This is a genomic window from Streptomyces sp. NPDC006739, assembly GCF_042869815.1.
GTDB lineage: Bacteria > Actinomycetota > Actinomycetes > Streptomycetales > Streptomycetaceae > Streptomyces.
Map to the genome: position 1 here is coordinate 138,904 of NZ_JBIAGM010000001.1, position 23,798 is coordinate 162,701.

Sequence of the window (23,798 nt, forward strand, 5' to 3'; positions counted from 1 at the left end):
ACCGGTCCCACGCGTTCCACGCGTCGTCGCGGCGCCGCCGTACGAGTCCCGCTGCGGTGACTTCTGCCTGTTCCTGTCGCACTTGGCCAAAGCCGATGTCGATCCTACAATGGACAATGTCTAAGTCAAGCGAGGCTCCAAAGTCACACCCGTTCGGGACAGAGTTCCCCCACTGTTAGGCTGGTTTTCATGAGTGACCTTCTGGAACGGCTGCGCGGACGCGGATGGCGGATGACCGCGCAGCGGCGCGTCGTGGCCGAGGTCCTCGACGGTGATCACGTCCATCTGACGGCCGACGAGGTCCACGCCCGGGCCGTCGTCAAGCTGCCCGAGATCTCCCGGGCGACCGTCTACAACACCCTGGGCGAGCTGGTCACCCTGGGCGAGGTGCTGGAGGTCTCCACCGACAAGCGCGCCAAGCGGTACGACCCGAACGCGCACCGGCCGCACCACCACCTGGTCTGCGCCCGGTGCGGGGCGATCCGTGACGTCCACCCGACCGGCAACCCGCTGACCGACCTCCCCGACTCGGAGCGGTTCGGCTTCACGGTCTCGGACGTCGAGGTGACGTACCGGGGCATCTGCCCCAACTGCTCCTCGGCCTGACCCGGCCCGACAGCGACACCCGCGAAGCCCCCGGCACCGACTCGACGTGTGCGGGGGCTTCGCGTTTTTGGCCAGAAAACACCCAGGGCCGGAATCCATCTCTGGATTCCGGCCCTTGGCCTTCAGTAGCGGGGACAGGATTTGAACCTGCGACCTCTGGGTTATGAGCCCAGCGAGCTACCGAGCTGCTCCACCCCGCGTCGATGAACTGAACACTACGTGAGGGATGGCGCGGGAAGCAAATCGCTTTACGACAGGGCCCTGACCTGCGCGGAGGCCGTCACGCCGACAGCTCCTCCCGCAGCGCGTCCCGCAGCCGCCCCGCCCGCTCGGAGACCTCCGCCGGTCCGAGGGACACCGCGAGATCGGCCCAGCGCTGGCCCTCGGCCAGCTCGCCACGACGCGCGTAGACGAGCGCCAGCCGAAGTGCCGCCCGTCCGTGGCCCGCCTCGGCCGCCCGGCTCCACCACACCGCCGCCTCCGGCTCGCTCCCCTCGCGGGCCAGCAGCAGCCCCAGGTTGAACGCCCCGTTGCGCGAGCCCGCCTCGGCGGCCTCCCGGTACCACCGGGCCGCCTCCACGACGTCCCCCCGGGCCGCCGCGAGCATCCCGACCCGCACCTGAGCCCGCCGGTGCCCCTGCGAGGCCGCCCGCTCGTACCACTCCTCGCACTCGGTCTTCTCGTGCACGATCTCCCCCAGCTCGTGCTCGGACACCGGGGGCCGCCGCGCGTCCAGCACGGTGGCCAGCCGGTACGCCGCCTCCACGCTCCCCCCGCCGGCCGCGCACCGCAGATGCCGCTCGGCCTCCTGCTCGTCACCGTCCCGCAGCCGCGCGATCCCGACCTGGAGCGCCGCCTCGGCGTGCCCGGCGGAGGCCGCCCGCTCGTACCAGCCGAGCGCCACGGCGTCCGCGCCCCGCCCGGCGTACAGGATCCCGAGGTTGAACGCGGCGTCGACGCTGCCCGCCTCGGCCGCCTTCGAGAACCACGGCTCGGCCCCGGTCTCGTCGCCGGCCTGCAGCAGCAGGATCGCCAGCGCGTTCGCCGCCTCCCGGTGTCCGGCGTAGGCGGCCCGCCGGTACCACTGCTCGGCCTGCGCGACCCTGCCCTGCTCGACGCAGAGCAGGGCGAGGTTGTACGCCCCGTTGTCGTCCCCGGCGTCCATCGCCGCCCGGTACCAGCGCTCGGCGGTCTGGGTCTCCCCGCGTTCGGCGTGCAGCGCGCCCAGCGCGTTGGCCGCGTTGCCGTCGCCGTCCTGCGCGGCCCTCAGCCACCACACCGCGGCGCTCTCGGTGTCGCCGGCGTCGCGCAGCAGGAAGCCGAGCGCGCAGGCGGCCCGGGGCTCGCCGTCCTTGGCCGAGGTCAGGTACCAGCGCCCGGCCTCCTTGAGGTCACCGCGCTTCTCCAGGATCGCCCCGAGGTGCAGCGCGGCCCGCCGGTGGCCGCGCGCGGCGGCCTGCCGGTACCACTGCTCGGTCTCCTCGACAGCGTTGTCGGCTCCGCCCTCGTCCTCGTCGGCGGCCTTGCGGTCGAGCGCGCGCGCCAGCCGGTACGCGGCCTCCCGGTGCCCCCGTTCGGCGGCGGCCCGCATCCAGTGCCCGGCGGCGGCGTCCCCGCGGTGTTCGAGCAGGTCGGCGAGCGCGTAGGCGCCCAGCACATGCCCCTGCTCGGCGGACTGGCGCAGCCAGTACTCGGCGGCGGGCTCGTCCCCGCGCTCGCGGTGGTGCCGGCCGAGCGCGTGCGCGGCGGCGGCGGAACCGGCGACGGCGGCGATCCGCCACCAGCCTGCGGCCTCGTCGGCGTATCCGCGCTGGTGCAGCAGGACGCCGAGGTTGTTGGCGGCGGCCCGGTCGCCGGCGGCGGTGGCGGCACGCAGCGGGGACTCGGCACCGCCGAGGTCGCCGCGGCGCAGCAGCATGGCCCCGAGGACGCTCATCGCCTCGACGTCGCCCGCGTCGGCGGCGAGCCGGAGGCGCATCTCCTCGGCGGCGTCCCCCATCTCGTCCCCCCGGGCCGGCTCCTCACTGGAAGGCTGCACAAATCGCCCTGTCTCGCACAGAGTTGCCTTGTCCCCCATAACGTCCATCGTCGCACCACCTGCTACCTGGGTACACCTGGTATACCGCAGCCAGTGAGGTCACTTCAGCGTTTTGTCGACATGCCCACAGAGAGACAAGTCAAACACAGATCGCCCAACTCCCCATGGCGGCGCGGCGCTCTCTCCTGCCGTACATGGGTTCGCACACCACGAAGGCCCGGATCCTGTGAGGATCCGGGCCTTCGACTGCAGTAGCGGGGACAGGATTTGAACCTGCGACCTCTGGGTTATGAGCCCAGCGAGCTACCGAGCTGCTCCACCCCGCGCCGTTGCTCGGCAACCGTATCACGGCGCGGGGCCCCCTTGATCAAGGTGGTCAGCCGGTCTTCCCGCCCGCCCGGGCCTGCGCCTCCTCGGCCCGCTTCAGCGCGGCCTGCAGGTCCTTCTGCGCCTTGGCGTACGCCTCCCAGTCCGGCTTCTTCAGCGCTTCCTGGCCAGCGTCGAACGCCTTCTGTGCGTCGCTCAGGGCCTGTTGCACCGTGGGGTTGCCGGAGGCCGGCGGATTGCTCGTCCCGGTGTCCGGCGGCGGCGTGGCCGGCTCCTGCGTCCCGAAGACCTTGTCGAGCGCCGCGCCCAGGGTGTTCTCGAAGGCGGTCCTGCCCTCGTAGGTGACCAACACCTTGCGCAGCAGCGGGTACTTCAGGCCGCCGCCGCGTACGTAGACCGGCTCCACGTAGAGCAGGCCGCCGTCCAGCGGCACGGTCAGCAGATTGCCGTACTCCACCTCGGAATCGCCGCCCTTGAGCAGCTTGATCGCCGCGGCGATCTCCTGTTCGGAGTTGAACTGGCTCTGGACCTGTTTGGGCCCCTGCACGGTCGTACTGGTCGGGAGTTTCAGGATTCTGATCTTGCCGTAGTCGCTCGATCCGGCCTCCGAGTCGACCGACATGAAGGCGCTGAGGTTGTCACGGCCGTTGGGTGTGAACGTCGTCGACAGCGAGAACGCCTGCGCGTTCTGGTCGGGCATCTTCATGCTCAGGTAGTACGGCGGCACCGCGTTGCCCGACTTGTTCGTCGGGTCGTTCGGCACCTGCCACACCTCGCTGCCGGTCAGGAACGTCTGCGCGTCCGTCACGTGGTAGCGGGTGAGCAGTTCACGCTGGACCTTGAACAGGTCCTGCGGATAGCGCAGATGGGCCATCAGGTCGCCGGAGATCGCGCTCCGGGGCTGCACCGTGCCCGGGAACGCCTTCATCCAGGTCTTCAGCACCGGGTCCTCGGTGTCCCACTGGTAGAGCTTGACCTCGCCGGTGTACGCGTCGACGGTCGCCTTCACCGAGTTGCGGATGTAGTTGACCTGGTTCTGCTGGGCCACCACCGCGCGGGAGTTGTTGCCGGCGGTCAGCGAGTCGGCGGTCGTGTCCCCGAGGGTCGTGCGAGAGGCGTACGGGTATCCGTTCGTGGTCGTGTACGCGTCCACGATCCACTGGATACGGTGGTTCACCACCGCCGGGTAGGCGTCGCCGTCGATGGTCAGCCAGGGCGCTACCGCCTCGACGCGCTCCTTGGGGGTGCGGTTGTACAGGATCCGCGAGCCCTTGCCGATCGCGCCCGAGTACAGGATCTGCGGCTCGTTGAACGCCACCGCGTACGCGGCCCGGTTGATCGGGCTCGCCAGGTTGACGCCGCTCTTCGCCGTGTAGCTGGTGGTCTTCTCGCCGTTGTCGTCGGAGTAGTCGATCTCCTTCTGGGGACCGCCGACGATCGAGTACTCGGTGGTCTTCTCGCCGTAGTAGATGCGCTGCTGATACGTCCCCAGGTCGCCCTTGGACGGCAGGTCGTACTCGGTGAAGACCGGCTGCCCCTCGGAGTCCGCCTCGGTGCCCTTGGCGGCGACCACGCCGTAGCCATGGGTGTAACGGAAGTGGTCGTTGATCCAGTTGTTCTTCGGGACGCCGGCCAGGTTCAGCTCGCGCAGCCCGATGACGGTGTCCTGGTCCTTGCCGTTCTTGGTGTAGCGGTCGACGTCGAGGTTGGTCGGGAACCCGTAGTAGTTCCGCATCTGCTGCAGCTGCTGGAACGTCGGCGAGACGATGTTCGGGTCCATGATCCGGATGCTGGCCGCGTCGTCGACGTCACCCCGCAGCTTCGTGTTGTCCGCGGTCGTGGACTTGCCCTCGTACTCGGTCACCTTGGTGTCGTCGATGCCGTACGCCTCGCGGGTCGCCTTGAGGTTCTTCTGGACGTACGGGGCTTCTTTGGCCTGCTCGTTGGGCTGGACCTGGAACTTCTGCACGATCGCCGGGTAGAGGCCGCCGATGAGGATCGCCGAGAGGACCATCAGTCCGAAGCCGATGACGGGCAGCTGCCAGGTGCGCCGCCACAGGGTGGCGAAGAACAGCAGCGCGCAGATGGCGGCGATGCAGAACAGGATGGTCTTGGCGGGCAGGTAGGCGTTGGCGTCGACGTAGCGCAGGCCGGTCCAGTCGTCGGTCGCCTTGAAGTCGCTGGACTTGACGGCCAGTCCGTACCGGTCGAGCCAGTAGGCGACCGCCTTCAGGGCGACGAAGACACCGAGGAGCACTGACAGGTGCCCGGTCGCGGCACCGGTGGCGCGGGCACCGGGGCTGGTGACGCGCAGCCCGCCGTACAGGTAGTGGGTGAGCGCGGCGGCGATCAGGGACAGGATCGCGGTGGCGAAGCCGAAGCCCAGCAGGAAGCGGTACCAGGGCAGGTCGAAGGCGTAGAAGGAGACGTCGAGGTGGAACTGCGGGTCCTGCTGGTGGAAGGGCACGCCGTTGACCCACATCAGCCAGGTCCGCCACTGGCCCGACGCCGAGGCGCCGGCGATCAGACCGACGAGGGCGGCGATGCCCAGCAGCAGCCAGGTCTTGTACGGCGCGATGCCCATCCGGTAGCGGTCGAGGCTCTGCTGCTCCATGGACATGGCGCTCAGCGGGGGCCGCAGCCGGTGCGCGAGCCAGATGTTGACGCCGACCGCGACCGCCATCAGCAGGCCGAAGACGAAGAAGAGCCCGATCTTGGTCCACAGTGTGGTGGTGAACACGGACGAGTAGTGCACCGAGCGGTACCACAGCCAGTCCGTCCAGAATCCCGCGAACATGGTGAACGCCATGCCGAGAACGGCGAGGACGCCCAGTGTCACGAGCAGGGTCCGAACGCGCCGGGACGGGTTGCCCGCTCTGATCCGCGGTCCCGTCGGGCCTCCGCCGCGGTCCGGCATCTGGAAAGCCAAGGTGCGCCCCTCGAAGTTCGCTGTTGATCCGTCAGGCCCCCGGTTTCGCGGACCTTCCGTGGCCCCCCGTGATCGCGGGCCCACACCTATGCAACTTACTCACGGTTTACTCGGTTCCCGATTCCGGCCATGAACGAGGCAGGATTGTGACCATGTCCAACACTCCCATGGCAGCGAACCCGCTCACCCGGGCCGTACTCGAGATCGACGAGTACGCCTCCGGCCTCGGCTGGGACCAGCCCGCTCGCCTCTTCGCCCTCGTAGACACCGCACGGCTGCGGGCTCAGGAACCTGCCCTCGCGGCCCAGCTGGGCCTGCAGGACGAGCCCGAGACCACCGGTCTCACCCCGATCGAGCAGGACGAGATTCCAACGTCCCGGGCGCTCGACGAGTTCCTCGGCACCATCGCCTGGCCCGACGCGGTGGCCGGCTGCGCGCTCACCGTGGAGCGGATGATGCTCCCGCCGTCCGCCGAGGCACAGGTACCGCAGGGCCTGAGTGAGGCCAAGCTGGCCAAGTGGGTGGCGCAGCACCCCGAGCGCCAGGAGGTCCGGATGACGGTCGCGGTGCTGCGGGACGGCACCCGCGAGTCGGCCCTGCGGCTGCGGGAGAAGGACTCCGCCACGGAGGTCCTGACCGGGCCGGACCTGGTGCCCGGCCTGGCGGAGGCCCTGACCGCGACGTTCGAGGACTGACGGTCAGCCCTTGGTGGTGCATGTGGTCAGGGCCGCGGTGTCGCCGCTGCGGATGTCCTTGAGGGCGTCGAGCGCGTCACCGATGGTCTTGACCTTGACCAGGGTGAGCCCGCTCGGGGTGTCCTTGGCGGCGGCCGCGCAGTTGTCGGCGGGCGTCAGGAAGTACTGGGCGCCCTTGCTGCGCGCGCCGACGGTCTTCATCTCGACGCCGCCGATCGGGCCGACCTTGCCGTCGTCGTCGATGGTCCCGGTGCCGGCCACGAACTTGCCGCCGGTGAGGTCGCCCGGGGTGAGCTTGTCGTAGATGCCGAGCGAGAACATCAGGCCGGCGCTGGGGCCGCCGACGTCGGCGAGCTTGATGTCGATGGTGAACGGGAACGTGTGGTCGGTGCCGGCGGAGATGCCGACGATGGCGCGCTTGGCGCCGGTGTCGTCGGAGGTCGTCGTGGTGATCGTGACGTCCTGGGTCCGGGTCGCCGTCTTGTTCGCCTTCTCGGCGGCGGCCTGGTCCTTGGCCGGGACGACGGTGAAGACGACCTTCTGACCGGGCTGGTGCTTGGTGACCAGCTTGGCGACGTCGGACGGCTGCCTGACCGCCGCCCCGTCGACGGCCTTGATCACGTCACCGGCGTGCAGCTTGCCCTCGGCCGGGGAGCCCTTGACGACGGTGGCGACGATCACCCAGGACCTCACCGGGACGCCCAGCTCCTTCAGGGCGGCGACCTTGGCGCTCTCCTGGGACTGGCTGAACTCCTCGGCGTTCTCCTGGGTGGACTGCTGCTCGGTCTTGCCGTCCGGGTAGAGGGTGTCGTGCGGAACGACCTTGTCGTCGTGCGCGAGCCAGCCGTACACGGCCTCGACGAGGTTCATCCGGTAGTCGGCGCTGGTGACCCGGACGGTGGTCATGTTGAGGTGCCCGGAGGCCGGGTAGCTCTTGTGCCCGGAGATCTGCAGCACCGGCTCGCCGTCGTGGTCCCCGAGCGTGTTCACGGTCGGCCCGGGGGACATCTCCGAGTACGGCACGGGGATGAGCAGCCCCGCGCACAGGAGCGCGATCAGCATCAGGGTGGAGGCGAGCATCGTCGCGGTGCGGCGTGGCATGGCACGACAGTACGGGACGCCCCTGTCAGCGCACCGTCAGGGCACCCCGGCCCCGGTCTCAGGTGCGCGGGTGGGGCTTCTCCATCGCCTCGCGGAACCGGGCGTACCCGTCCAGTTCCGGCCCGTCGCTGCGCGCCCTGCGGGTCCGGTTGGCCCAACTGCCCCACATGCCCGCAGCCACCGCGGCCACCAGCGGAATCAGCAACCAGACGAGCGCCGCCATGCCGACCTCCCAACCCCATGAGCGTCCGAGACTGACTGATCAGCAGATTAACCATCCGCACTGACAACGCTCATGGCAGGGGTGCGGTTACGCAACCGGACGGACCAGGGGAACCGCCGGGGGACTCAGCAGGCCCCGACCCATTCCTCCGTGCCGTCCGAGAACTTCTGGTGCTTCCAGATGGGCACTTCGTGCTTGAGGTCGTCGATGAGCCTGCGGCAGGCCTCGAAGGCCTCACCCCGATGGGGGCACGACACGCCGACCACGACGGCGAGGTCCCCGATGCCGAGGTCCCCGACCCGGTGCACGGCGGCCAGCGCCCGCACCGGATACTCCGCGACGACCTTCTCGGCGATCCGCCGCATCTCCGCCTCGGCACTGGGATGGCAGGAGTACCCGAGCGCGTCCACGTCCGCGCCCCCGTCGTGGTCGCGCACGGTCCCCACGAAGAGCGCGATACCGCCGGCGGCGTGGTCCCCGACGGCCCCGAAGACCTCGTCGACGGAGAGCGGGGTCTGCCGTACGGCGATCAGCTTGATGGGATCCTGCGCCGCCTGCTCACCGGGGTGGTCGATCATGGGTGCCATCCCTCCATGGTGCCGCACACCCACGACATCGCGGAATGTCACTTTCACCAGGCACGCGCGCGTCGGTGTTTGGAGTGTCCTACAGGTGGCGTCCAGCCGGACGGCGTCCTGTCCTGTCGAGGTGCGGGCGCGCCCCCCTCAGATGCGCCGGCGTGCCTTGCGCGCCCGCCGCACCACGGCCGCGGCGCCCAGCAGGGCCACCGTCGCCCCCGCGGCCCCGGCCGCCGTCGCGTCCTTGCGCCCCAGCCGCCGCCCAGCCACCGTGTGCCGCCCGGAGACCTCCTCCAGCAGCTCCGCGAGCACCTCCTCGTTGGTCCAGCCAGGACGCCACCCGGCATCGTGCAGCCGGCTGCCGCTCACCACCCAGGGGTACATCGTGTAGGCCAGGTCCCCGGCCGGCGAGGGGGTGAGCCCGATCCGGTGCAGCCGCGCCGCCGCACCCAGCGCGACCGCCGACGGCAGCTCCATCCGCCGGATCCCGCTCAGCTCCTCGACCTCCTCCTGCTCCAGCCACCCGTCGCACCCGACGGTCAGCTCCCCGTCGACCTTCTCCAGGACGGCGTACTCCAGGGCGGCGCACAGATCCTCGACGTGGCAGAACTGCCAGGCGGGCCGCGACCCGGCCACGACCAGCAGCCGAGGCGACTCGAAGTACCTGGTCAGCGCGGTGTCGGTGCCCCCGACGAGAATGGCGGGCCGCACCACGGTGACGTTCAGCCCGGGATGCGCGCGCGGAGCGCGCCGCGCCAGCCGCTCGATCTCCAGCAGGTCACCCACCCCGGTGGCCTCGGCCGTCGCCCGCAGCTCGGCGTCCTCCGACAGCGGCAGCTCGTTTTCCGGCAGCGCCCCGTAGACCATCGACGAGGTGCACAGCACCACCCGGTGCACGCCGGCGGCGGCCGCCGCCGTCAGCACCGTCTGCGTCCCCCGCACGTTGTAGGCCGTACGCGCCGCCGGATCGGTCTCCAGGTCCAGGTCGAGCGCCAGATGGACGACCACGTCGGCGCCGCGCAGCTTGTCCGCGATGGCCGGATCCCGCACGTCCAGGATGTGCCAGGTGGCCGCCGCGCACTCGCCGCGCCGCTCGTCGATCGCGACGACCTGCTTGATCTCCTCGGAGGCGGCGAGCCGCTCGGTGAGCAGCGCGCCGACCCCGGTGGCAGCGCCGGTGACCGCGACGACAGGCCCGCGCACGGTGGGAGGGGTTGAAGGGTTTCGCGCTGCGCGAACCTGCGGATCTGGGGAACTCACCGGGCGTCTCCAGCGGTTGTCTTCAGTACGGGCGTGAGTGACGCGTACGTACCAGGTGGCATCCATCCTGCCGCAGGCCAAGACTCGGCGAAGCACCGAGGCCCGATCGGGTCGGGGTGTCTACGCTGGGTGGTGTTGTCGGGCAGCCGCGCCGCCGGAGAGAAGCCGGTGGCCTTACCAGCCGAGGAATCCCGTGAGTGACACCCCATTCGGATTCGGCCTTCCGCCGGAGGAGCCGGAAGACGGCGACGAGGGCAAGAAGAAGGACCAGGAGAGCGGTGGTGGTCAGGGACCGGCCAATCCGTTCGGTTTCGGGCCGTCCGGAGCCGGCGCCTTTGGCGGCCCCGGCGCCGACAATCCGCTCGCAGCCATGTTCGGTTCGCTGAACCCCACCGACCTGGGCGCCGCGTTCCAGCAGCTGGGCCAGATGCTCTCCTACGAGGGCGGACCGGTGAACTGGGACATGGCCAAGCAGATCGCCCGCCAGACGGTCTCCCAGGGCACGTCCGACGGCGTCAAGGACGCGAGCGTCGGCCCCGCCGAGCGTACGGCGGTCCAGGAGGCCGTCCGTCTGGCCGACCTGTGGCTGGACGACGCCACGTCCCTGCCCTCGGGCGCCGGCTCGGCCGTGGCATGGTCGCGCGCGGAGTGGGTCGAGGCGACCCTGCCCGCCTGGCAGGAGCTGGTCGACCCGGTCGCCGAGCGGGTCGGCGCGGCCATGGGCGACGTCCTGCCGGAGGAGATGCAGGCCATGGCCGGCCCGCTGATCGGCATGATGCGCTCGATGGGCGGCGCCATGTTCGGCACGCAGATCGGGCAGGCCGTCGGTGTCCTCGCGGGTGAGGTCGTCGGTTCGACCGACATCGGCCTGCCGCTCGGCCCGGCCGGCAAGGCCGCGCTGCTGCCGGCCAACATCGAGGCGTTCGGCAAGGACCTCGGCGTGCCGAAGGACGAGGTGCGGCTCTACCTCGCCCTGCGCGAGGCCGCCCACCAGCGCCTGTTCGCGCATGTGCCGTGGCTGCGGTCGCACCTGTTCGGCGCGGTCGACGGCTACGCGCGCGGGATCAAGGTCGACACCGCCAAGCTGGAGGACGTGGTCGGCCAGTTCGACCCGCAGAACCCGGAGCAGCTGCAGGACGCCCTCCAGCAGGGCATGTTCCAGCCGGAGGACACGCCCGAGCAGAAGGCCGCCCTGGCCCGTCTGGAGACGGCCCTGGCGCTCGTCGAGGGCTGGGTGGACGCGGTGGTCCACGCGGCCGCCAAGCCCCGCCTGTCGTCCGCCGACGCGCTGCGTGAGACCCTGCGCCGCCGCCGCGCCACCGGCGGCCCGGCCGAGCAGACCTTCGCCACGCTGATCGGCCTGGAGCTGCGCCCGCGCCGGCTGCGCGACGCCTCCCGTCTGTGGGCCTCGCTCACGGACGCGCGCGGGGTGGACGGCCGCGACGCCCTGTGGGCCCACCCGGACATGCTGCCGACGGCCACCGACCTGGACGACCCGGACGGCTTCGTCCACCGCGAGCAGCTGGACTTCTCCGAGCTGGACAAAATGCTCGGCGAGGCCGCGGACGGCTCCGCCGAGAAGCCGAACCTCAACAAGGACGAGGACGACGACTCCGAGTGAGCCTGTACGACGACGCGGTCCTCGTGCTGAAGGGGTACGAGGACCAGGAACAGCTGCGCCAGACCTATCTGGACCACTTGGCGGCCCACCCCAACGGCATGTGGAAGGCCTGCCACGCGGGCCACGTGACGGCGAGCGCCCTGGTGATCGATCCGGCACGCGAGCGGGTGCTGCTGACGCTGCACCGCAAGCTGCGGATGTGGCTGCAGATGGGCGGCCACTGTGAGCCGGTGGACACCACCGTGGCTCAGGCGGCCCTGCGCGAGGCCACGGAGGAGTCCGGCATGACGGAACTGACCCTGCTGCCGGGCGGCCCGGTCCGCCTCGACCGGCATCCCGTCCCGGCGCCGTGCCACTGGCACTTCGACGTGCAGTACGCGGCCCTGGCACCCCCGGGAGCGGACCACGCGATCAGCGACGAGTCGCTGGACGTCCGCTGGTTCCCCTACCGCGAGGTCGCGGATGTCGCGGACGAGTCCGTCGTACGACTGCTCGAAGCGGCGCGCGCGAGGCTGTGAAGGGGTAAGGGGCGCCCACCACGGCGAGCGCCCCTTACGTCTGCTGTCCGGACGCTCAGCTCCAGACGTTGCCCTGGTTCTGGCCCCGGGCCCCGTGCTGGCCCATGCCGAACTGCGCTGCGAGGCCCTGGCCGATCTGGGCGTTCTGCGGCGGCAGCAGTTCGCTGGGCTGGACGAGCGCGAAGCCGCTGCCCATGAAGCTCAGCTCCCAGCCCTCACCGGTGTTGCCGCGCCGCCGCCACACCCCGGAGGAGTGCGTCTGGGCCTGCATCTGCACCCGCAGCCCGGTCGACCAGGCCACGATGGCGTCGGCGTCGCAGTTGACGTACTTGTCGGGCGTCACCTGCATCAGCAGCGGCGCGCCCGAGGTCATCAGGGCGACCTTGCCGCGACCGGTGATGTTCAGCTGGTACTTACCCGAGCCGGAGATGCCGTAGAGGCTGTCGACGGCGATGACCTCGTGGTGCAGCGAGGAGTCCATGGCCAGGACGTAGCTGCTGTCGACCGTGAGGCCGTCCTGCTCGACGTCGAGCACATGGACCTGCTGGGCGAGGTTGGCCAGGTAGACGGTGCCCTGCCCGTGGCAGCGCATCAGGTCCAGACCCTCGCCGGTGTACGCACGCGCGCGTGCCTGGTTGTTGCTCTGGTACTCGGCGTCGAACTCGACCAGTCCCTGGTAGGCGACCATGGTGCCCTTGCGGGCGAGGATGTCGTCGTGGCCCTCCATGGTGACGCGGAGCATCTGCTTGTTCTGCAGGCTCCAGCGCTCCTGTGTCTGGAGGTCGTTGTGCGCGAAAAGCGGGCTCTGCATGGTGTTTCTGGTTCCCCCTCAGCCCCGGATCCGGAGGCGGTCGGTGCTGTCCTCGCTGGGCTGGACGACGACGATGCCCTGGCCGGAGAAGGCCATCTGGTAGGCCTCGCCGCTGCCCCGGCCGATCAGTGACTGGGCCTTGAAGCTGCGCTTGCCCTTCACCCTGAGGTTCGGGGACCAGGCCACGAGCGCGTCGGGGTCGACGTAGGTCTCGTCCTCGCCGCCACCGCAGTCGACGACGATCGGCTTGCCCCGGGAGGTCAGCGCGACCCAGCCCTGACCGGAGATCTTCGTGTTCCACAGGCCCTGTCCGGCGAACTTGGCCAGGCCCTTGACCCGCTCCACGCCCCAGGTGAGGTGGGCGTCGAAGGCGAGGAGGTTGGTGGCGTTGACCGAGATGCCGTCGCCGTTGAGGTTGATCACGACGACGTTGGCACCGTAGTCGGCGAGGTAGAGCAGACCGTCACCGGAGCACTTCATCAGCGGGGCGCCCTCGCCGGTGATCCAGTCGCGGGCGATCTGGCGGACGGCCGGCGGGTTGGGCTCGTACTGGACGAAGCCCTCGTAGGCGACCATCGACCCCACGCGCGCGAGGAGGTCGTTTCCGGTCTGCATGGCGACCTTCAGCATGTGGTCGCCGTGGTTGTCCATACGGGCGGCGACGGGTGCGGGAGCATAGCCCGCGAGTGGCTGGTTCATGACGGGCTCCCTCAGACCTCGTACGGCTGGACGACGATGAAGTTGCCGGGAGCGCCCCGGAACTGGAGGTTGACGCTCTCCCCGGTGTCGCCCGGGTAGGCGTTGCGGCGCATCCGGACCTGGCTGGAGACGATCACCTGGGAGGCGGCCGACCAGGCGACCACCGCGTTGCAGTCGGCGAAGGTCGTGGGCGTCACGGGCAGCACGACGGGCGTGCCGTGCGTCTTGACGACGATCGTGCCGGTGCCCTGGAACTGCATCGTGAACAGCGCGCCGCCGGGGATGCCGTGGCCCTCGATGCGCCGGACCTCGTACTGAAGGCTCTCGTCGAAGGCGAGGACGTTCTCGGCGGAGACGCAGATGGCGTCGCCCTGGAGTTCGACGGGGTGCAGGTAGGTGGCGTTCTCGGCGAGGAACACCTGGCCGTGGCCGGTGCAGCGCATCAGCTGCATCTCCTGGCCGGTCACGTTGCCGACGAGCCGCCCGGCGAAACCGGCGCCCTTGTAACCGAAGTCCACCTTGCCCTGGTAGAGCACCATGCTGCCCTGCCGGGCCAGCACGGGCTGGCCGCCCACACCGAGGTCGACGCGGACGAGCTTGCTGTTCTGCGACGTCCAGCGCTGCCCGGTGGGCGTCTCCTTGAACTTCTCGAGCGCGGCGCCCACTCCGGCACCGCCCTGCGGGACGCCCTGCGGCACTCCGTACGGGGCGGCCTGCTGACCGGGGACCTGGCCGTAGGGCTGCTGGCCGTAGCCGGGCGGCATGGGGGCGCCGGGGGCCGCGGGCAGGCCGTAGCCGGGCGGCATCGGGGCGCTCGGGGCGGCGAACTGGCCGCCGTACGACGGCTGCGGCGGCTGGCCGTAGGGCGTCGGAGCCGGGGGCGGCGGGGGAACGGTGCCGCCGACGGGTGGGGTCAGCGGGGCGATGACGGTCGGCGCGGCGTGCACGTTCGGCGCGGGCGCCGGAGCCGGCGGCGTGGTGCCGGGCTGCGGTGTGAAGCCCTGCGGCGCCGGAGTCGGCGGCGGCGCGAAGCCCTGGGGGGCGGGGGCCGGGGCAGGCGCGGCCGGTGCGGCGAACGCGGGCGGGGCGAAGCCGGGGGCGGCGGCGGACTGCGGCTGCTGCGGGGCGGCGGGCGCCTCCTCTTCCAGCACCTCGCCGCCGAAGTTCTTCAGCAGCGCCTCGAGACCGCCGTCGAAACCCTGTCCGACGGCGGCGAACCGCCACACGTCCTTGAAGTAGAGGTCGCCGAGCATCACGGCCCGCTCGGTGGAGAACTCCGAGCCGTTGAACGAGTACCGGGCGACTTCCTCACCACCGGCCACGATGCGCACGTACCCGGGGCTGACCTGCGACATCTGCCCGGCGCCGTCGATCGTCGCGGTGAACGACAGCTTGCGGATCCGGGGCGGGATCCGGTCCAGCGTGACCCGGAAGGACTCCGTGTCGCCCGCCTGGGCGCCCAGCAGCTGGATGGACTCCTCGGGGGACTTCGGCTGGTTGAAGAAGACGAAGTACCGGTCGTCCGAGAGACGTTCGTCGGCGTCGAGGCCGAAGCAGCTGATGTCGAAGGTCAGTCCAGGGGCGGAGATCTGCACGCCTACGTACAGATCCGTGCCCGCCGTGAGATCACTGATCCTGGCCTTGTGGCCGCGTTGGAATTCCCTGGCCATGCGTTACGACCGTCCCCCATCCCGAATGCGAGTGCGTCGCGCCAGGCTAACGGCAAACTCCGACATCGGACGCAGTCGGTACAGACCCGGTACACAACCGCGCTTTCAGCGCCGTCGCGGGCGTCGCCCCCGCCGCCGGGTCACTCGTCACCCGCGTCGGGCACCGGGGGCAGCCGGTCGGCGGCCACCACCCCTTCCAGGTAGCCACGGGCCCGCTCGGTGCGCGGATAGGACTCCAGCAGCCGCCAGAAACGCGGTCCGTGCCCGGGCACCAGCAGGTGCGCCAGCTCGTGGCAGAGGACGTAGTCGATGACGTACTCCGGCATGCCCTGCAGCCGGTGCGAGAGGCGGATGCTGCCCTCGGCGGGAGTGCATGAACCCCAGCGGGTGTTCTGGTTGGTGACCCAGCGCACGGAGCTGGGCCGGGCCCGGCCGTCGAAGTACTGGGCCGACAGCCGCCCGGCGCGCTCGGTCAGTTCGGCGTCGCCCAGCGCCCGCCTGCTCTCCTGAGCGGCCAGCTTGTCGAGCATGACGGTCACCCAGCGCTGCTCCTCCGCCTCGGACATCCGGGCAGGGATCAGCACGACGGTGCGATCGCCCTCGCGGTACGCGGAAACCGTCCGGCGTCGCCGGGCACTCCTGCGGACCTCGATCGCGCTCGCCCCGGAGCCGCTCGGCGGCTGGCTCGTCGTGCTGCGCTGTGGCTTTCCGGCGCGGTGCAGGGGGTCGGCGGGCACGCCCCGACGTTACCCGCTGCACACACGGGAAGTCCCGGCTCCGGGACGGTTCGGTGTCGATCCACCACCAAGCGTTTGATTTGTACGACGAATACCCCCGGCCTGTGGACAACTTTCGGCACACCGCGGCACGGCCCGGCATGCTGGCAGTCGTCGGCGGAGCGTGACCGGTTCCACCGACGGATGGGTACGTTCGGAACTTCCATGCACAACGGGGGTTTGTCATGCATCCGATGGTGAAGCCCGCGCTCCGGCGCGGCTGGCGCGATCTCAACACCGTGCAGTTCGGGATGACTCCCGCGCACGCGATGACGCTCGGTCCGATGGACACGGCGACAGGAAGCTTCCTGGAGCTGCTCAACGGCACCCGCGGGCTTGCGCTGCTGCGCGAGGAGGGCCACCGCATGGACCTGCCGGACGGTCATGTCGACGCGCTGGTGGAGCGCCTGGCACGGGCCGGGCTGCTCGACGACGCCCGGGGTGGCGGACCGGCCGCGGATGCCCTGCGGGAGAAGACGGACCTACTGGAACGACTGCGGGCCGACCTGTCGTCCCTTTCCCTGATCAGCCCCGAACCGGGCGGCGCGATGAGCCGGCTGGCGGCCCGCCGGTCGCTGCGCGTGCAGGTGCGGGGCGCCGGCCGGGTCGGCGCCGTACTCGCCTCCGTCCTCTCGGGGGCGGGTGTCGGCGAGGTCGACGTGCGGGACGTGGGGCGGGTCGAGCCGTGGGACGTCGCGCCGGGCGGGCTGCCGGCGGACGCGGTCGGCGAGCGCAGGGACGAGGCGGCGCGCAAGGCCGCCCGGCGCGCCGCCCCCGGCCGCCCGCCGCGCCGCACGCACCCGTCGGCGTCCGACGCGGGCGAGCCCGGCCACTCCCTGGTGATCCTCGCCCCGCGCGACGACGTCGCCGTGCACGCGCCCGACCCGGCCGCCGCCGGACCGCTCATGGCCTCGGGCACGCCCCATCTCTACGCGGGCGTCGTGGAGGGCACCGGCGTCGTCGGCCCCCTCGTCCTGCCCGGTGAGACCAGTTGCGCCGGCTGCCTGCACGAGGACCGCGTGGACCGGGATCCGGCCTGGCCCCGCCTGGTCGCGCAGTGGCGGTCCGGCAAGGCCCGCCGGGTGGGCGCGTGCGATCTGGCGCTGGCCACCACGGTCGCCGGGCTGGCCGCCGCGCACGCCCTCGCCTTCCTCGACGGTGAGTCCCCGTCCGGCGCGGGCGCCCGCTGGGAGGTGTCCGTACCCGGCCTGAACTGGAGGTCGCGGCCCGTGTGGCCGCATCCCGCATGCGGCTGCGGAGCGGCGGACAGAGGTAAAGGGGAACACTCCTCCACGAGCGGCGGACGGCACGAGACAATGGCGGTGCAACGGTCGTCGGTGAAGCCGGTACGCGAGGCGGGCGCCGCACGGCCGACTGGGACTTGGAGGGCGCATGTCTGATCTTCCCCGGAAGGCGGTCACCCGAACCGCCAAGCTCGCCGCGCTCCCGCTCGGCTTCGCCGGCCGGGCCACCTGGGGGCTGGGCAAGCGGATCGTGGGCGAGTCCGCGGAGATCGTCGGCCGAGAGCTGCAACAGCGCACGGCGGAGCAGCTCTTCAAGGTCCTCGGGGAGCTGAAGGGGGGCGCCATGAAGTTCGGACAGGCCCTGTCCGTCTTCGAGTCCGCCCTGCCGGAGGAGGTCGCCGGCCCCTACCGGGCGGCGCTGACCAAGCTCCAGGAGGCCGCCCCGCCGATGCCGACCCGCACGGTGCACACGGTGCTGGAGCAACGCCTGGGGGCCCAGTGGCGGGAGTTGTTCCTGGAGTTCGAGGACAAGCCGGCGGCGGCCGCCTCGATCGGGCAGGTGCACCGGGCGGTGTGGCACGACGGCCGCGAGGTGGCGGTCAAGGTGCAGTACCCCGGCGCCGGCGAGGCTCTGCTGTCCGACCTGACCCAGTTGAGCCGTTTCGCCCGCTTGTTGGGTCCGCTCATCCCAGGCATGGACATCAAGCCGCTGATCGCGGAATTGCGGGACCGGGTCTCCGAGGAGCTGGACTACGGCCTGGAGGCCCAGGCGCAGGCCGCGCACGCCGAGGAGTTCACCGACGACCCCGACGTGGTGGTTCCCGCGGTGGTGCACCAGTGCGAGCAGGTGCTGGTCACGGAGTGGATCGACGGGATTCCGCTCTCGGAGGTCATCTCGGACGGCACCCAGGAGCAGCGCGACCGGGCCGGCCAGCTCCTGGCACGCTTCCTCTTCTCGGGCCCGGCCCGCACCGGCCTCCTGCACGCCGATCCGCACCCGGGCAACTTCCGGCTGCTCCCCGGCGGCCCCGGCGGCAAGGAGGACTGGCGCCTGGGGGTCCTCGACTTCGGCACCGTCGACCGGCTGCCCGGCGGCCTGCCCACGCCGATCGGCGACTCCCTGCGCATGACGCTGGACGGCGATGCCGAGACGGTCTACGAGCTGCTGTGCGAGGAGGGGTTCGTCAAGGAGTCGATAGCGCTGGACCCCGACGCGGTGCTGGACTACCTGATGCCGATCATCGAACCGGCCCGGGTCGACGCGTTCACCTTCACCCGGGGCTGGATGCGCAGCCAGGCGGCCCGCATCGCCGACCCGCGCTCCCCCGCCTACCAGTTGGGCAAGCAGCTCAACCTGCCGCCTGCCTACCTGCTGATACACCGGGTGACCCTGAGCACCATCGGTGTGCTGTGCCAGCTGGGAGCCACCGTGCGACTGCGGGACGAACTGGAGGAATGGCTGCCGGGTTTCGTGCAGGAGGAGAGCACGGAAACCGCGTAACCGGGTCACCCCCTCCTTGGGCGCGATCACCACCAGGAGGAGTCCAGCCGGCCTTCGATCGCGCGGAGGTTCTCCCGGGAGCAGACGTCGCAGCAGTACTGGCGGACGCCGTCCTCGACGGAGCAGGTCCAGGTGGCGGGCGGCGGCCCGGCGACAGGAGCGCCACAGCGGGCACACACGACCTGACCGGGCTCGTCGGCGGAGCCGTCGTGATCACTGCCTCCGGGAAGACTCGTCACCCGACGACGATATCGCCGCGGCCGGCGGATCGACGGGACAACGCACCGCGGGGGCCGGTCCGTTCGGCCGGACCGGCCCCCGCGGGGAGCTTTCGCCTTCCGGGATCGGAAGGCCACCGCTTCAGGTGTGGGTGTCTTACTGCATGACCGCCATGGCGAGCGCCCGGCGGGCGCGCAGCGAGGCGCGCTCGGCCCGGCGCTGCATCCGGCGGGCGGCCGCCAGGCGCACGGCCCGGCGTTCCTGCTCGGCCTCATGCAGTCGCTCGTGCATATGCGCACGAGCCAGGGCTTCTGGGATGAGTTGCATCTCTCGGGTCCTGTTCTGACGCGAGTCGGTCGCGCCGGACGTGGTGAAGTCTGGGGTCGCGGAGCCTGTGGGCTCGCTGGCGGACGGCTTCATCGGGGCCTGCTTCTTGGGGTCGTGCGTGAGAGGGCGGTCGATCGTTCCGGTGATGTTCATGCCATGACCGGGTTCTTGCGCGGGCGACCACGCGGCCGCTTCCGGGCGACGACGACACCCTGGACGAACAGCTCGCCACCCCAGACACCCCAGGGCTCACGGCGCTCCTTGGCGCCGGCGAGGCAGGCCTCCATCAGCGGGCAGGTGCGGCACAGGGACTTGGCGTACTCGACGTCCGCCGGCGACTCGGCGAAGAAGACCTCCGGGTCGTAGGAGCGGCAGGGGACGGGCACGCCGAGGTTCTCGATGGCGTCGTCGAGCGCGGTGAGCGCGGTGAGGGGGATCAAGGTGGAGTCCTCCGTGAGGCCGGGCGGGGGGATCGTTTCGGAAGGCGGTACGGACGGGGCGTGCGCTTCGAGTTGCACGGGTCGTCTTCCTCGTCTGTCGTTCCGGCTGGTTGACCGGGTGTCGGCTTGGTACCGGGTTCTCTTTCGCCCGAGGCCCCTTCGCTCCGCTCTCCCCGTTCGGGGAAAACAGAAGGGCCGCGGATCCCGGGTGGGGTTCCGCGGCCCTGAAGGCGCCGGCCTGATCGAATCAGGCTGGATCACTCCAGGGTTCTGGCCCACGGAAGGCCCACATCTGGTGGTGCTGCGTCGTCTGCTTCCGGAATCCGGCACCGGCCGCCGCAAAGGCATAGGCCTGCGCCTGTGCCGCTACTGCTTCCAGTGCCTTGGTCGGTCGCTCATTGCGCTCACGGACGGGAAGACCCGCCAGAGACACGGAGGACGCCGGACGCACGGCGGAAATGCCGGACAGACCGGTGCCCAGGTTGGAGACGCCGAGCATGCACGCGGAGACGGCCGAGCGATCGGTCAGTTTGGCCGTGCTGATGGTCTCGATGCTGATCACTGGGCTCGCCTCCTCTCGGCGTCTTGGGGGACCGGGGTGAACCGATCCGCTCGGATGTGCAAGTACAGCACGGAATCGGGGCCTTCGAGAAGGCCGCCTGTTTCCGTGCCTAGAACCTATGGGGATTGCTGGGGCATGCGCAAACTATTTTTTCGACGAGTTCGCATCAGTCGTCCTCGTCCCCTCCGCCGGCCTCGTGGCCTGCGCAGATGGCCAGAACATCGGCGCCGTAGCGCTGCAGCTTACGGGTGAGGACGCCGGGGATGCGGGCCAGTTCGGTGGAGTCCGCCGGACGGGCTTCGGCGATGGCCATCAGGGTCCGGTCGGTGAAGACGCAGAAGTCCGGCTGTCCGCTGCGCGCGCCCTGGACCGCCCGCCATTCCCGCAGCCGCAGGTAGAGGCCCTCGTCCATGTCGGAGGGACAGTCCTCGCAGCGCATCAGCTTCATCTCGCCCGCGTCGGTGAGCGTCCGTCCGCAGACCCGGCAGCGGGCCGGGGTGCGCTGGGTGCGCCGCGGCGCGACGACGGCCGCGCCGGGAAAGCCCCGCTCGATGCCGCCGGCCGCGCCCGCGGCGGACCGGCCGACGGTACCGGTGGAACCGGGCCGCAGGCCGTCGAGGAAGTGACTGGGCCTGCGGTTCGGCCGGCCGCCCGGCGAACGGGACAGACTCCAGGAGAGATGGAGCCGTTCTCTGGCGCGGGTCACGCCCACATAGAGGAGACGGCGTTCCTCCTCGATCTGCTCGTCCGTCTTTGCGTAGGTGATCGGCATCATGCCCTCGGCGATGCCGACCAGGAAGACGACGTCCCACTCCAGTCCCTTGGCCGAGTGCAGGGAGGCGAGGGTGACGCCCTGGACGGTCGGGGCGTGCTGGGCGTTCGCCCGCTCGTCGAGTTCCGCCACGAAGTCGCCGAGGGTGGCACGGGGGACGGCGGCGGCGAAGTCGTGGGCGAGGCCGACCAGGGCGGCCAGCGACTCCCAGCGCTCCCTGACGGCGCCGGAGCCTGCCGGAGGCTCCGTGGTCCAGCCCTCCCCCGACAGGACCGCGCGCACCTGGGAGGGCAGGTCCACGACGTCGTCCAGCAGGGAGTCGTTGCCTCCGAAGCGGGCCGCGCCGCGCAGGGCGATGCCCGCCTTGCGTACCTCGGGCCGGTCGAAGAAGCGCTCGGCGCCGCGCAGCTGGTAGGGGACGCCGGCGTCGGCGAGGGCCTGCTCGTAGGTCTCGGACTGGGAGTTGGTGCGGAACAGGATGGCGATCTCGCCCGCCGGGACGCCCGCGTCGATCAGCTCCCGGATACGGCGGGCGGCGCCCTCGGCCTCGGCGGGCTCGTCGGTGTACTCGGTGTAGAGAGGCTCGGGGCCCGACGGGCGCTGGGAGATCAGCTCCAGCCGGTGGTCGGCGGCCCGGCCGGTGGCCTGGGAGAGCAGCCCGTTGGCGAGGTGGACGACCTGGGGGGTGGAGCGGTAGTCACGGACGAGCTTGACGACGGTGGCGCCGGGGTGGCGGGTGCGGAAGTCGAGCAGATGATCGGGCGTTGCTCCCGTGAACGAATAGATCGTCTGGCTCGCGTCGCCGACGACGCACAGGCTGTCGCGGTCGCCGAGCCACAGGTCCAGCAGGCGCTGCTGCAGGGGACTGACGTCCTGGTACTCGTCGACGACGAAGTGCTGGTACTGGGAGCGGACCTGCTCGGCGATGTCACGCCGGTCCTGGAGGACGGCGACGGTCAGCAGCAGGACGTCCTCGAAGTCGATGACCCCGCGGTCCCGCTTGAGGTCTTCGTAGACCGCGTAGAGGTGGGCGATCTCGGCGGGGTCTCGCGGTGCCGTGCGCCCGGTCTTCGCTGCCACCGCCGGGTAGTCGGCGGGGACGGTCTGGGTCACCTTGGACCATTCGATCTCGCCGGTGACGTCCCGCAGCTCGCCGCGGTCGAGGCGGATGCGGCAGGCGGCGGCCGCGTCGGCGACGAGCTGTATCTTGCGGTCGACGAGCCGGGGCATGGAGCCACCGATCGCTTTCGGCCAGAAGTACTGGAGCTGTCGGAGGGCGGCCGAGTGGAAGGTGCGGGCCTGGACGCCGTGCGCGCCGAGCTGGCGCAGCCGGCCGCGCATCTCGCCGGCCGCACGGTTGGTGAAGGTGACGGCGAGCACGCTGGACGGCTGGAGGATGCCGGCGCGCACCCCGTAGGCGATGCGGTGGGTGATCGCCCGGGTCTTGCCCGTGCCGGCGCCGGCGAGTACGCACACCGGACCGTGCAGGGCGGTGGCCACCTCGCGCTGCTCGGGATCGAGCCCTTCGAGCACCGCGTCGGCCGAGTCCGGTACCCGCGGGAAGAGAGGGGAGTGCGTTGCTGCTGTCACATGGCCATGCTGCCAGGTCGTCCGAGACGGCCGGGCCGGTTGTCCACAGGCAGACCCCCGCAGTCGTACTAATGCGGCAGGCGTCACGTGCGGCCTGGTACCCGTGACGGGAATGGCCGCCCTGTCGCGTACGTTCCCTTCGAGGACGACCTTCCCGAGCTGCCAGAGGAGCGCGAGCGAGATGCAGGGCACTGTGACGATGTACAGCACGACGTGGTGCGGCTACTGCCGCCGGCTGAAGAGCCAGCTGGAGCGCGAGGGCATCACGTACAACGAGATCAACATCGAGCAGGACCCGGAATCCGCCGCGTTCGTGGAGAAGGCGAATGGCGGAAACCAGACGGTGCCGACGGTCTTGGTAGTTCCCGGGGATGGCGGGGAGCCTACCACTATGACGAACCCGAGCCTTGCTCAGGTGAAGGCTGCGCTGTCGGGCGTCGGCGCCAACTAGGCGATCTTGCGCTCAGGCCCCGGCCGGTCGGCCGGGGCCCTGCTGTTTCTGCCCGTTCCTGACCGCTGCTCGTCATGCGTTGGTCACGTGGCCAACCCGCTCTGAGAGCTTCAAGTGGCTGACGATCCACACCTTGCTCGTATGTGAGGTGCGACTACTAAGCGTCACCATCTCCGAGTGAATGGCCCCTTTATATCTGGATAAGATGGGCCCATGGAGTTGCACCCCGTACCGGCTGGATGAGTGAGGAGTACTCGTCTAATGGCCCATGGTGACGACACCGCTTCCCAGCCTGCGCCTCGCGCTGATCCGGCCCTGGCCCACGGCTGTGCGGTGTGCCTCGGGTGGGGAACCGTGATCACCGACAAAGGACTGCACGAACTGTGCCCGGCGTGCCAGACAGGTGTGCGCCAGGCTGAGCCGACCAAAGATCCGCACTGAGCAGCGAGAAGCCCCCGCCATACGCCACGGGGGAAGTACACGACTGGGGCTGCCGAGGGGCCGCTCAGGCGGTCAGGCCGGGGGCGAAGCACCCCCGACGTTCGGAGCAGGTCTGTCGCTCATCATGCGTTGGTCACGTGTCCAACCGGTCCAGCTTCAGGCAGCTTGAGGCCTCCGTCTCTCGTAGAGGCGAATGTATGTGCTCGCTACTGAGGACCTGCTTCGTAGCCTCGATGAACCGGTTCCAAGAAGCCGGATCGAGACTCAGGTGACCAAATTCCCGGTGCTTAGTGTCTCGCACCATGACACGAGAGAGGTCATTGTCTGCGACTTCAACACAGCTGTCGGATTTCGTGTAGGAACTCGTACGCCAATTCGGGTTCGCGGCCAAGGTCCCGC

General features: G+C 70.6%; 23 protein-coding genes and 2 tRNA genes. 7 read left to right on the forward strand and 18 right to left on the reverse strand.

Annotated features, from left to right (window positions below; all coding sequences use genetic code 11):
- Positions 1–189 precede the first annotated feature (189 nt).
- The gene (locus ACFYMM_RS00635) at positions 190–606 is read left to right on the forward strand and encodes a Fur family transcriptional regulator (RefSeq protein ID WP_388382353.1); all 417 of its coding nucleotides are present in this window, start codon (positions 190–192) and stop codon (positions 604–606) included.
- Positions 607–732: 126 nt separating this feature from the next.
- Here ACFYMM_RS00635 and ACFYMM_RS00640 read toward each other — a convergent pair.
- The 4 genes from ACFYMM_RS00640 to ACFYMM_RS00655 form a co-directional block, all read right to left on the reverse strand.
- Positions 733–806 (reverse strand) — tRNA-Met (locus ACFYMM_RS00640).
- A gap of 80 nt (positions 807–886) precedes the next feature.
- Positions 887–2,692: a sel1 repeat family protein gene (locus tag ACFYMM_RS00645; RefSeq protein WP_388382355.1), complete on the reverse strand. Its 1,806-nt coding sequence runs from the start codon at positions 2,690–2,692 to the stop codon at positions 887–889.
- A 204-nt stretch (positions 2,693–2,896) separates the two neighbouring features.
- Positions 2,897–2,970 (reverse strand) — tRNA-Met (locus ACFYMM_RS00650).
- A 50-nt stretch (positions 2,971–3,020) separates the two neighbouring features.
- Positions 3,021–5,888 (reverse strand): UPF0182 family protein, encoded by a 2,868-nt coding sequence (locus ACFYMM_RS00655; protein WP_388383281.1) that lies wholly within the window; start codon positions 5,886–5,888, stop codon positions 3,021–3,023.
- Positions 5,889–6,052: 164 nt separating this feature from the next.
- Between ACFYMM_RS00655 and ACFYMM_RS00660 the strand changes: the two genes are divergently transcribed.
- Positions 6,053–6,595: a PPA1309 family protein gene (locus ACFYMM_RS00660; RefSeq protein ID WP_388382357.1), complete on the forward strand. Its 543-nt coding sequence runs from the start codon at positions 6,053–6,055 to the stop codon at positions 6,593–6,595.
- A gap of 3 nt (positions 6,596–6,598) precedes the next feature.
- Here ACFYMM_RS00660 and ACFYMM_RS00665 read toward each other — a convergent pair whose 3' ends face one another.
- The 4 genes from ACFYMM_RS00665 to ACFYMM_RS00680 all read right to left on the reverse strand — a co-directional run bounded on the left by ACFYMM_RS00665 (position 6,599) and on the right by ACFYMM_RS00680 (position 9,757).
- Entirely contained in the window at positions 6,599–7,696 is a 1,098-nt protein-coding gene (locus tag ACFYMM_RS00665) for a PDZ domain-containing protein (protein WP_388382359.1), read from the reverse strand.
- 58 nt (positions 7,697–7,754) lie between these two features.
- Positions 7,755–7,919: a hypothetical protein gene (locus ACFYMM_RS00670; RefSeq protein WP_388382361.1), complete on the reverse strand. Its 165-nt coding sequence runs from the start codon at positions 7,917–7,919 to the stop codon at positions 7,755–7,757.
- A gap of 125 nt (positions 7,920–8,044) precedes the next feature.
- Positions 8,045–8,506, reverse strand: coding sequence for a molybdenum cofactor biosynthesis protein MoaE (locus tag ACFYMM_RS00675; protein ID WP_388382363.1), 462 nt, complete (start codon positions 8,504–8,506; stop codon positions 8,045–8,047).
- A 138-nt stretch (positions 8,507–8,644) separates the two neighbouring features.
- A complete protein-coding gene (locus tag ACFYMM_RS00680) occupies positions 8,645–9,757 on the reverse strand; it encodes an SDR family oxidoreductase (protein WP_388382365.1) in 1,113 nt (370 codons plus the stop codon).
- Positions 9,758–9,950: 193 nt separating this feature from the next.
- On the opposite strand from ACFYMM_RS00680, the gene ACFYMM_RS00685 reads away from it, so the two are divergent.
- Complete coding sequence (locus ACFYMM_RS00685) at positions 9,951–11,378, forward strand: zinc-dependent metalloprotease (protein WP_388382366.1); 1,428 nt, start codon at positions 9,951–9,953, stop codon at positions 11,376–11,378.
- Positions 11,375–11,896 carry an NUDIX hydrolase gene (locus ACFYMM_RS00690; RefSeq protein WP_388382368.1) on the forward strand — a complete coding sequence of 174 codons (522 nt, stop codon included), beginning with the start codon at positions 11,375–11,377 and terminating at the stop codon, positions 11,894–11,896. Before ACFYMM_RS00685 ends, ACFYMM_RS00690 begins: the two co-directional genes overlap by 4 nt.
- A 55-nt stretch (positions 11,897–11,951) precedes the next feature.
- On the opposite strand, the gene ACFYMM_RS00695 is transcribed toward ACFYMM_RS00690, so the two are convergent.
- The 4 genes from ACFYMM_RS00695 to ACFYMM_RS00710 form a co-directional block, all read right to left on the reverse strand.
- Positions 11,952–12,707 (reverse strand): AIM24 family protein, encoded by a 756-nt coding sequence (locus ACFYMM_RS00695; protein ID WP_388382370.1) that lies wholly within the window; start codon positions 12,705–12,707, stop codon positions 11,952–11,954.
- 18 nt (positions 12,708–12,725) lie between these two features.
- The gene (locus ACFYMM_RS00700; protein WP_388382372.1) at positions 12,726–13,406 is read right to left on the reverse strand and encodes an AIM24 family protein; all 681 of its coding nucleotides are present in this window, start codon (positions 13,404–13,406) and stop codon (positions 12,726–12,728) included.
- Positions 13,407–13,417: 11 nt separating this feature from the next.
- Positions 13,418–15,076 (reverse strand): TerD family protein, encoded by a 1,659-nt coding sequence (locus ACFYMM_RS00705; RefSeq protein ID WP_388382375.1) that lies wholly within the window; start codon positions 15,074–15,076, stop codon positions 13,418–13,420.
- A 140-nt stretch (positions 15,077–15,216) separates the two neighbouring features.
- Positions 15,217–15,813 carry a M48 family metallopeptidase gene (locus ACFYMM_RS00710; protein WP_388382377.1) on the reverse strand — a complete coding sequence of 199 codons (597 nt, stop codon included), beginning with the start codon at positions 15,811–15,813 and terminating at the stop codon, positions 15,217–15,219.
- Positions 15,814–16,037: 224 nt separating this feature from the next.
- Here ACFYMM_RS00710 and ACFYMM_RS00715 point away from each other — a divergent pair, with 224 nt between their 5' ends.
- Positions 16,038–17,252: a TOMM precursor leader peptide-binding protein gene (locus ACFYMM_RS00715; RefSeq protein ID WP_388382379.1), complete on the forward strand. Its 1,215-nt coding sequence runs from the start codon at positions 16,038–16,040 to the stop codon at positions 17,250–17,252.
- Entirely contained in the window at positions 17,245–18,597 is a 1,353-nt protein-coding gene (locus tag ACFYMM_RS00720) for an ABC1 kinase family protein (RefSeq protein WP_388382381.1), read from the forward strand. Before ACFYMM_RS00715 ends, ACFYMM_RS00720 begins: the two co-directional genes overlap by 8 nt.
- 26 nt (positions 18,598–18,623) lie before the next feature.
- On the opposite strand, the gene ACFYMM_RS00725 is transcribed toward ACFYMM_RS00720, so the two are convergent.
- The 5 genes from ACFYMM_RS00725 to ACFYMM_RS00745 all read right to left on the reverse strand — a co-directional run bounded on the left by ACFYMM_RS00725 (position 18,624) and on the right by ACFYMM_RS00745 (position 22,507).
- A complete protein-coding gene (locus ACFYMM_RS00725; protein WP_388382383.1) occupies positions 18,624–18,836 on the reverse strand; it encodes a hypothetical protein in 213 nt (70 codons plus the stop codon).
- Positions 18,837–18,972: 136 nt separating this feature from the next.
- Positions 18,973–19,296 (reverse strand): hypothetical protein, encoded by a 324-nt coding sequence (locus ACFYMM_RS00730; protein ID WP_388382385.1) that lies wholly within the window; start codon positions 19,294–19,296, stop codon positions 18,973–18,975.
- Positions 19,293–19,661 (reverse strand): WhiB family transcriptional regulator, encoded by a 369-nt coding sequence (locus tag ACFYMM_RS00735; RefSeq protein ID WP_369233332.1) that lies wholly within the window; start codon positions 19,659–19,661, stop codon positions 19,293–19,295. The genes ACFYMM_RS00730 and ACFYMM_RS00735 overlap by 4 nt, the downstream gene beginning before the upstream one ends.
- 169 nt (positions 19,662–19,830) lie before the next feature.
- The gene (locus ACFYMM_RS00740; RefSeq protein WP_388382387.1) at positions 19,831–20,145 is read right to left on the reverse strand and encodes a hypothetical protein; all 315 of its coding nucleotides are present in this window, start codon (positions 20,143–20,145) and stop codon (positions 19,831–19,833) included.
- Between the two features lie 166 nt (positions 20,146–20,311).
- Positions 20,312–22,507 (reverse strand): ATP-dependent DNA helicase UvrD2, encoded by a 2,196-nt coding sequence (locus ACFYMM_RS00745; RefSeq protein ID WP_388382389.1) that lies wholly within the window; start codon positions 22,505–22,507, stop codon positions 20,312–20,314.
- A gap of 181 nt (positions 22,508–22,688) precedes the next feature.
- Here ACFYMM_RS00745 and ACFYMM_RS00750 point away from each other — a divergent pair, with 181 nt between their 5' ends.
- Positions 22,689–22,958, forward strand: coding sequence for a mycoredoxin (locus ACFYMM_RS00750; protein WP_388382390.1), 270 nt, complete (start codon positions 22,689–22,691; stop codon positions 22,956–22,958).
- A gap of 574 nt (positions 22,959–23,532) precedes the next feature.
- On the opposite strand, the gene ACFYMM_RS00755 is transcribed toward ACFYMM_RS00750, so the two are convergent.
- Complete coding sequence (locus tag ACFYMM_RS00755; protein ID WP_388382391.1) at positions 23,533–23,790, reverse strand: DUF397 domain-containing protein; 258 nt, start codon at positions 23,788–23,790, stop codon at positions 23,533–23,535.
- Between the last annotated feature and the right edge of the window lie 8 nt (positions 23,791–23,798).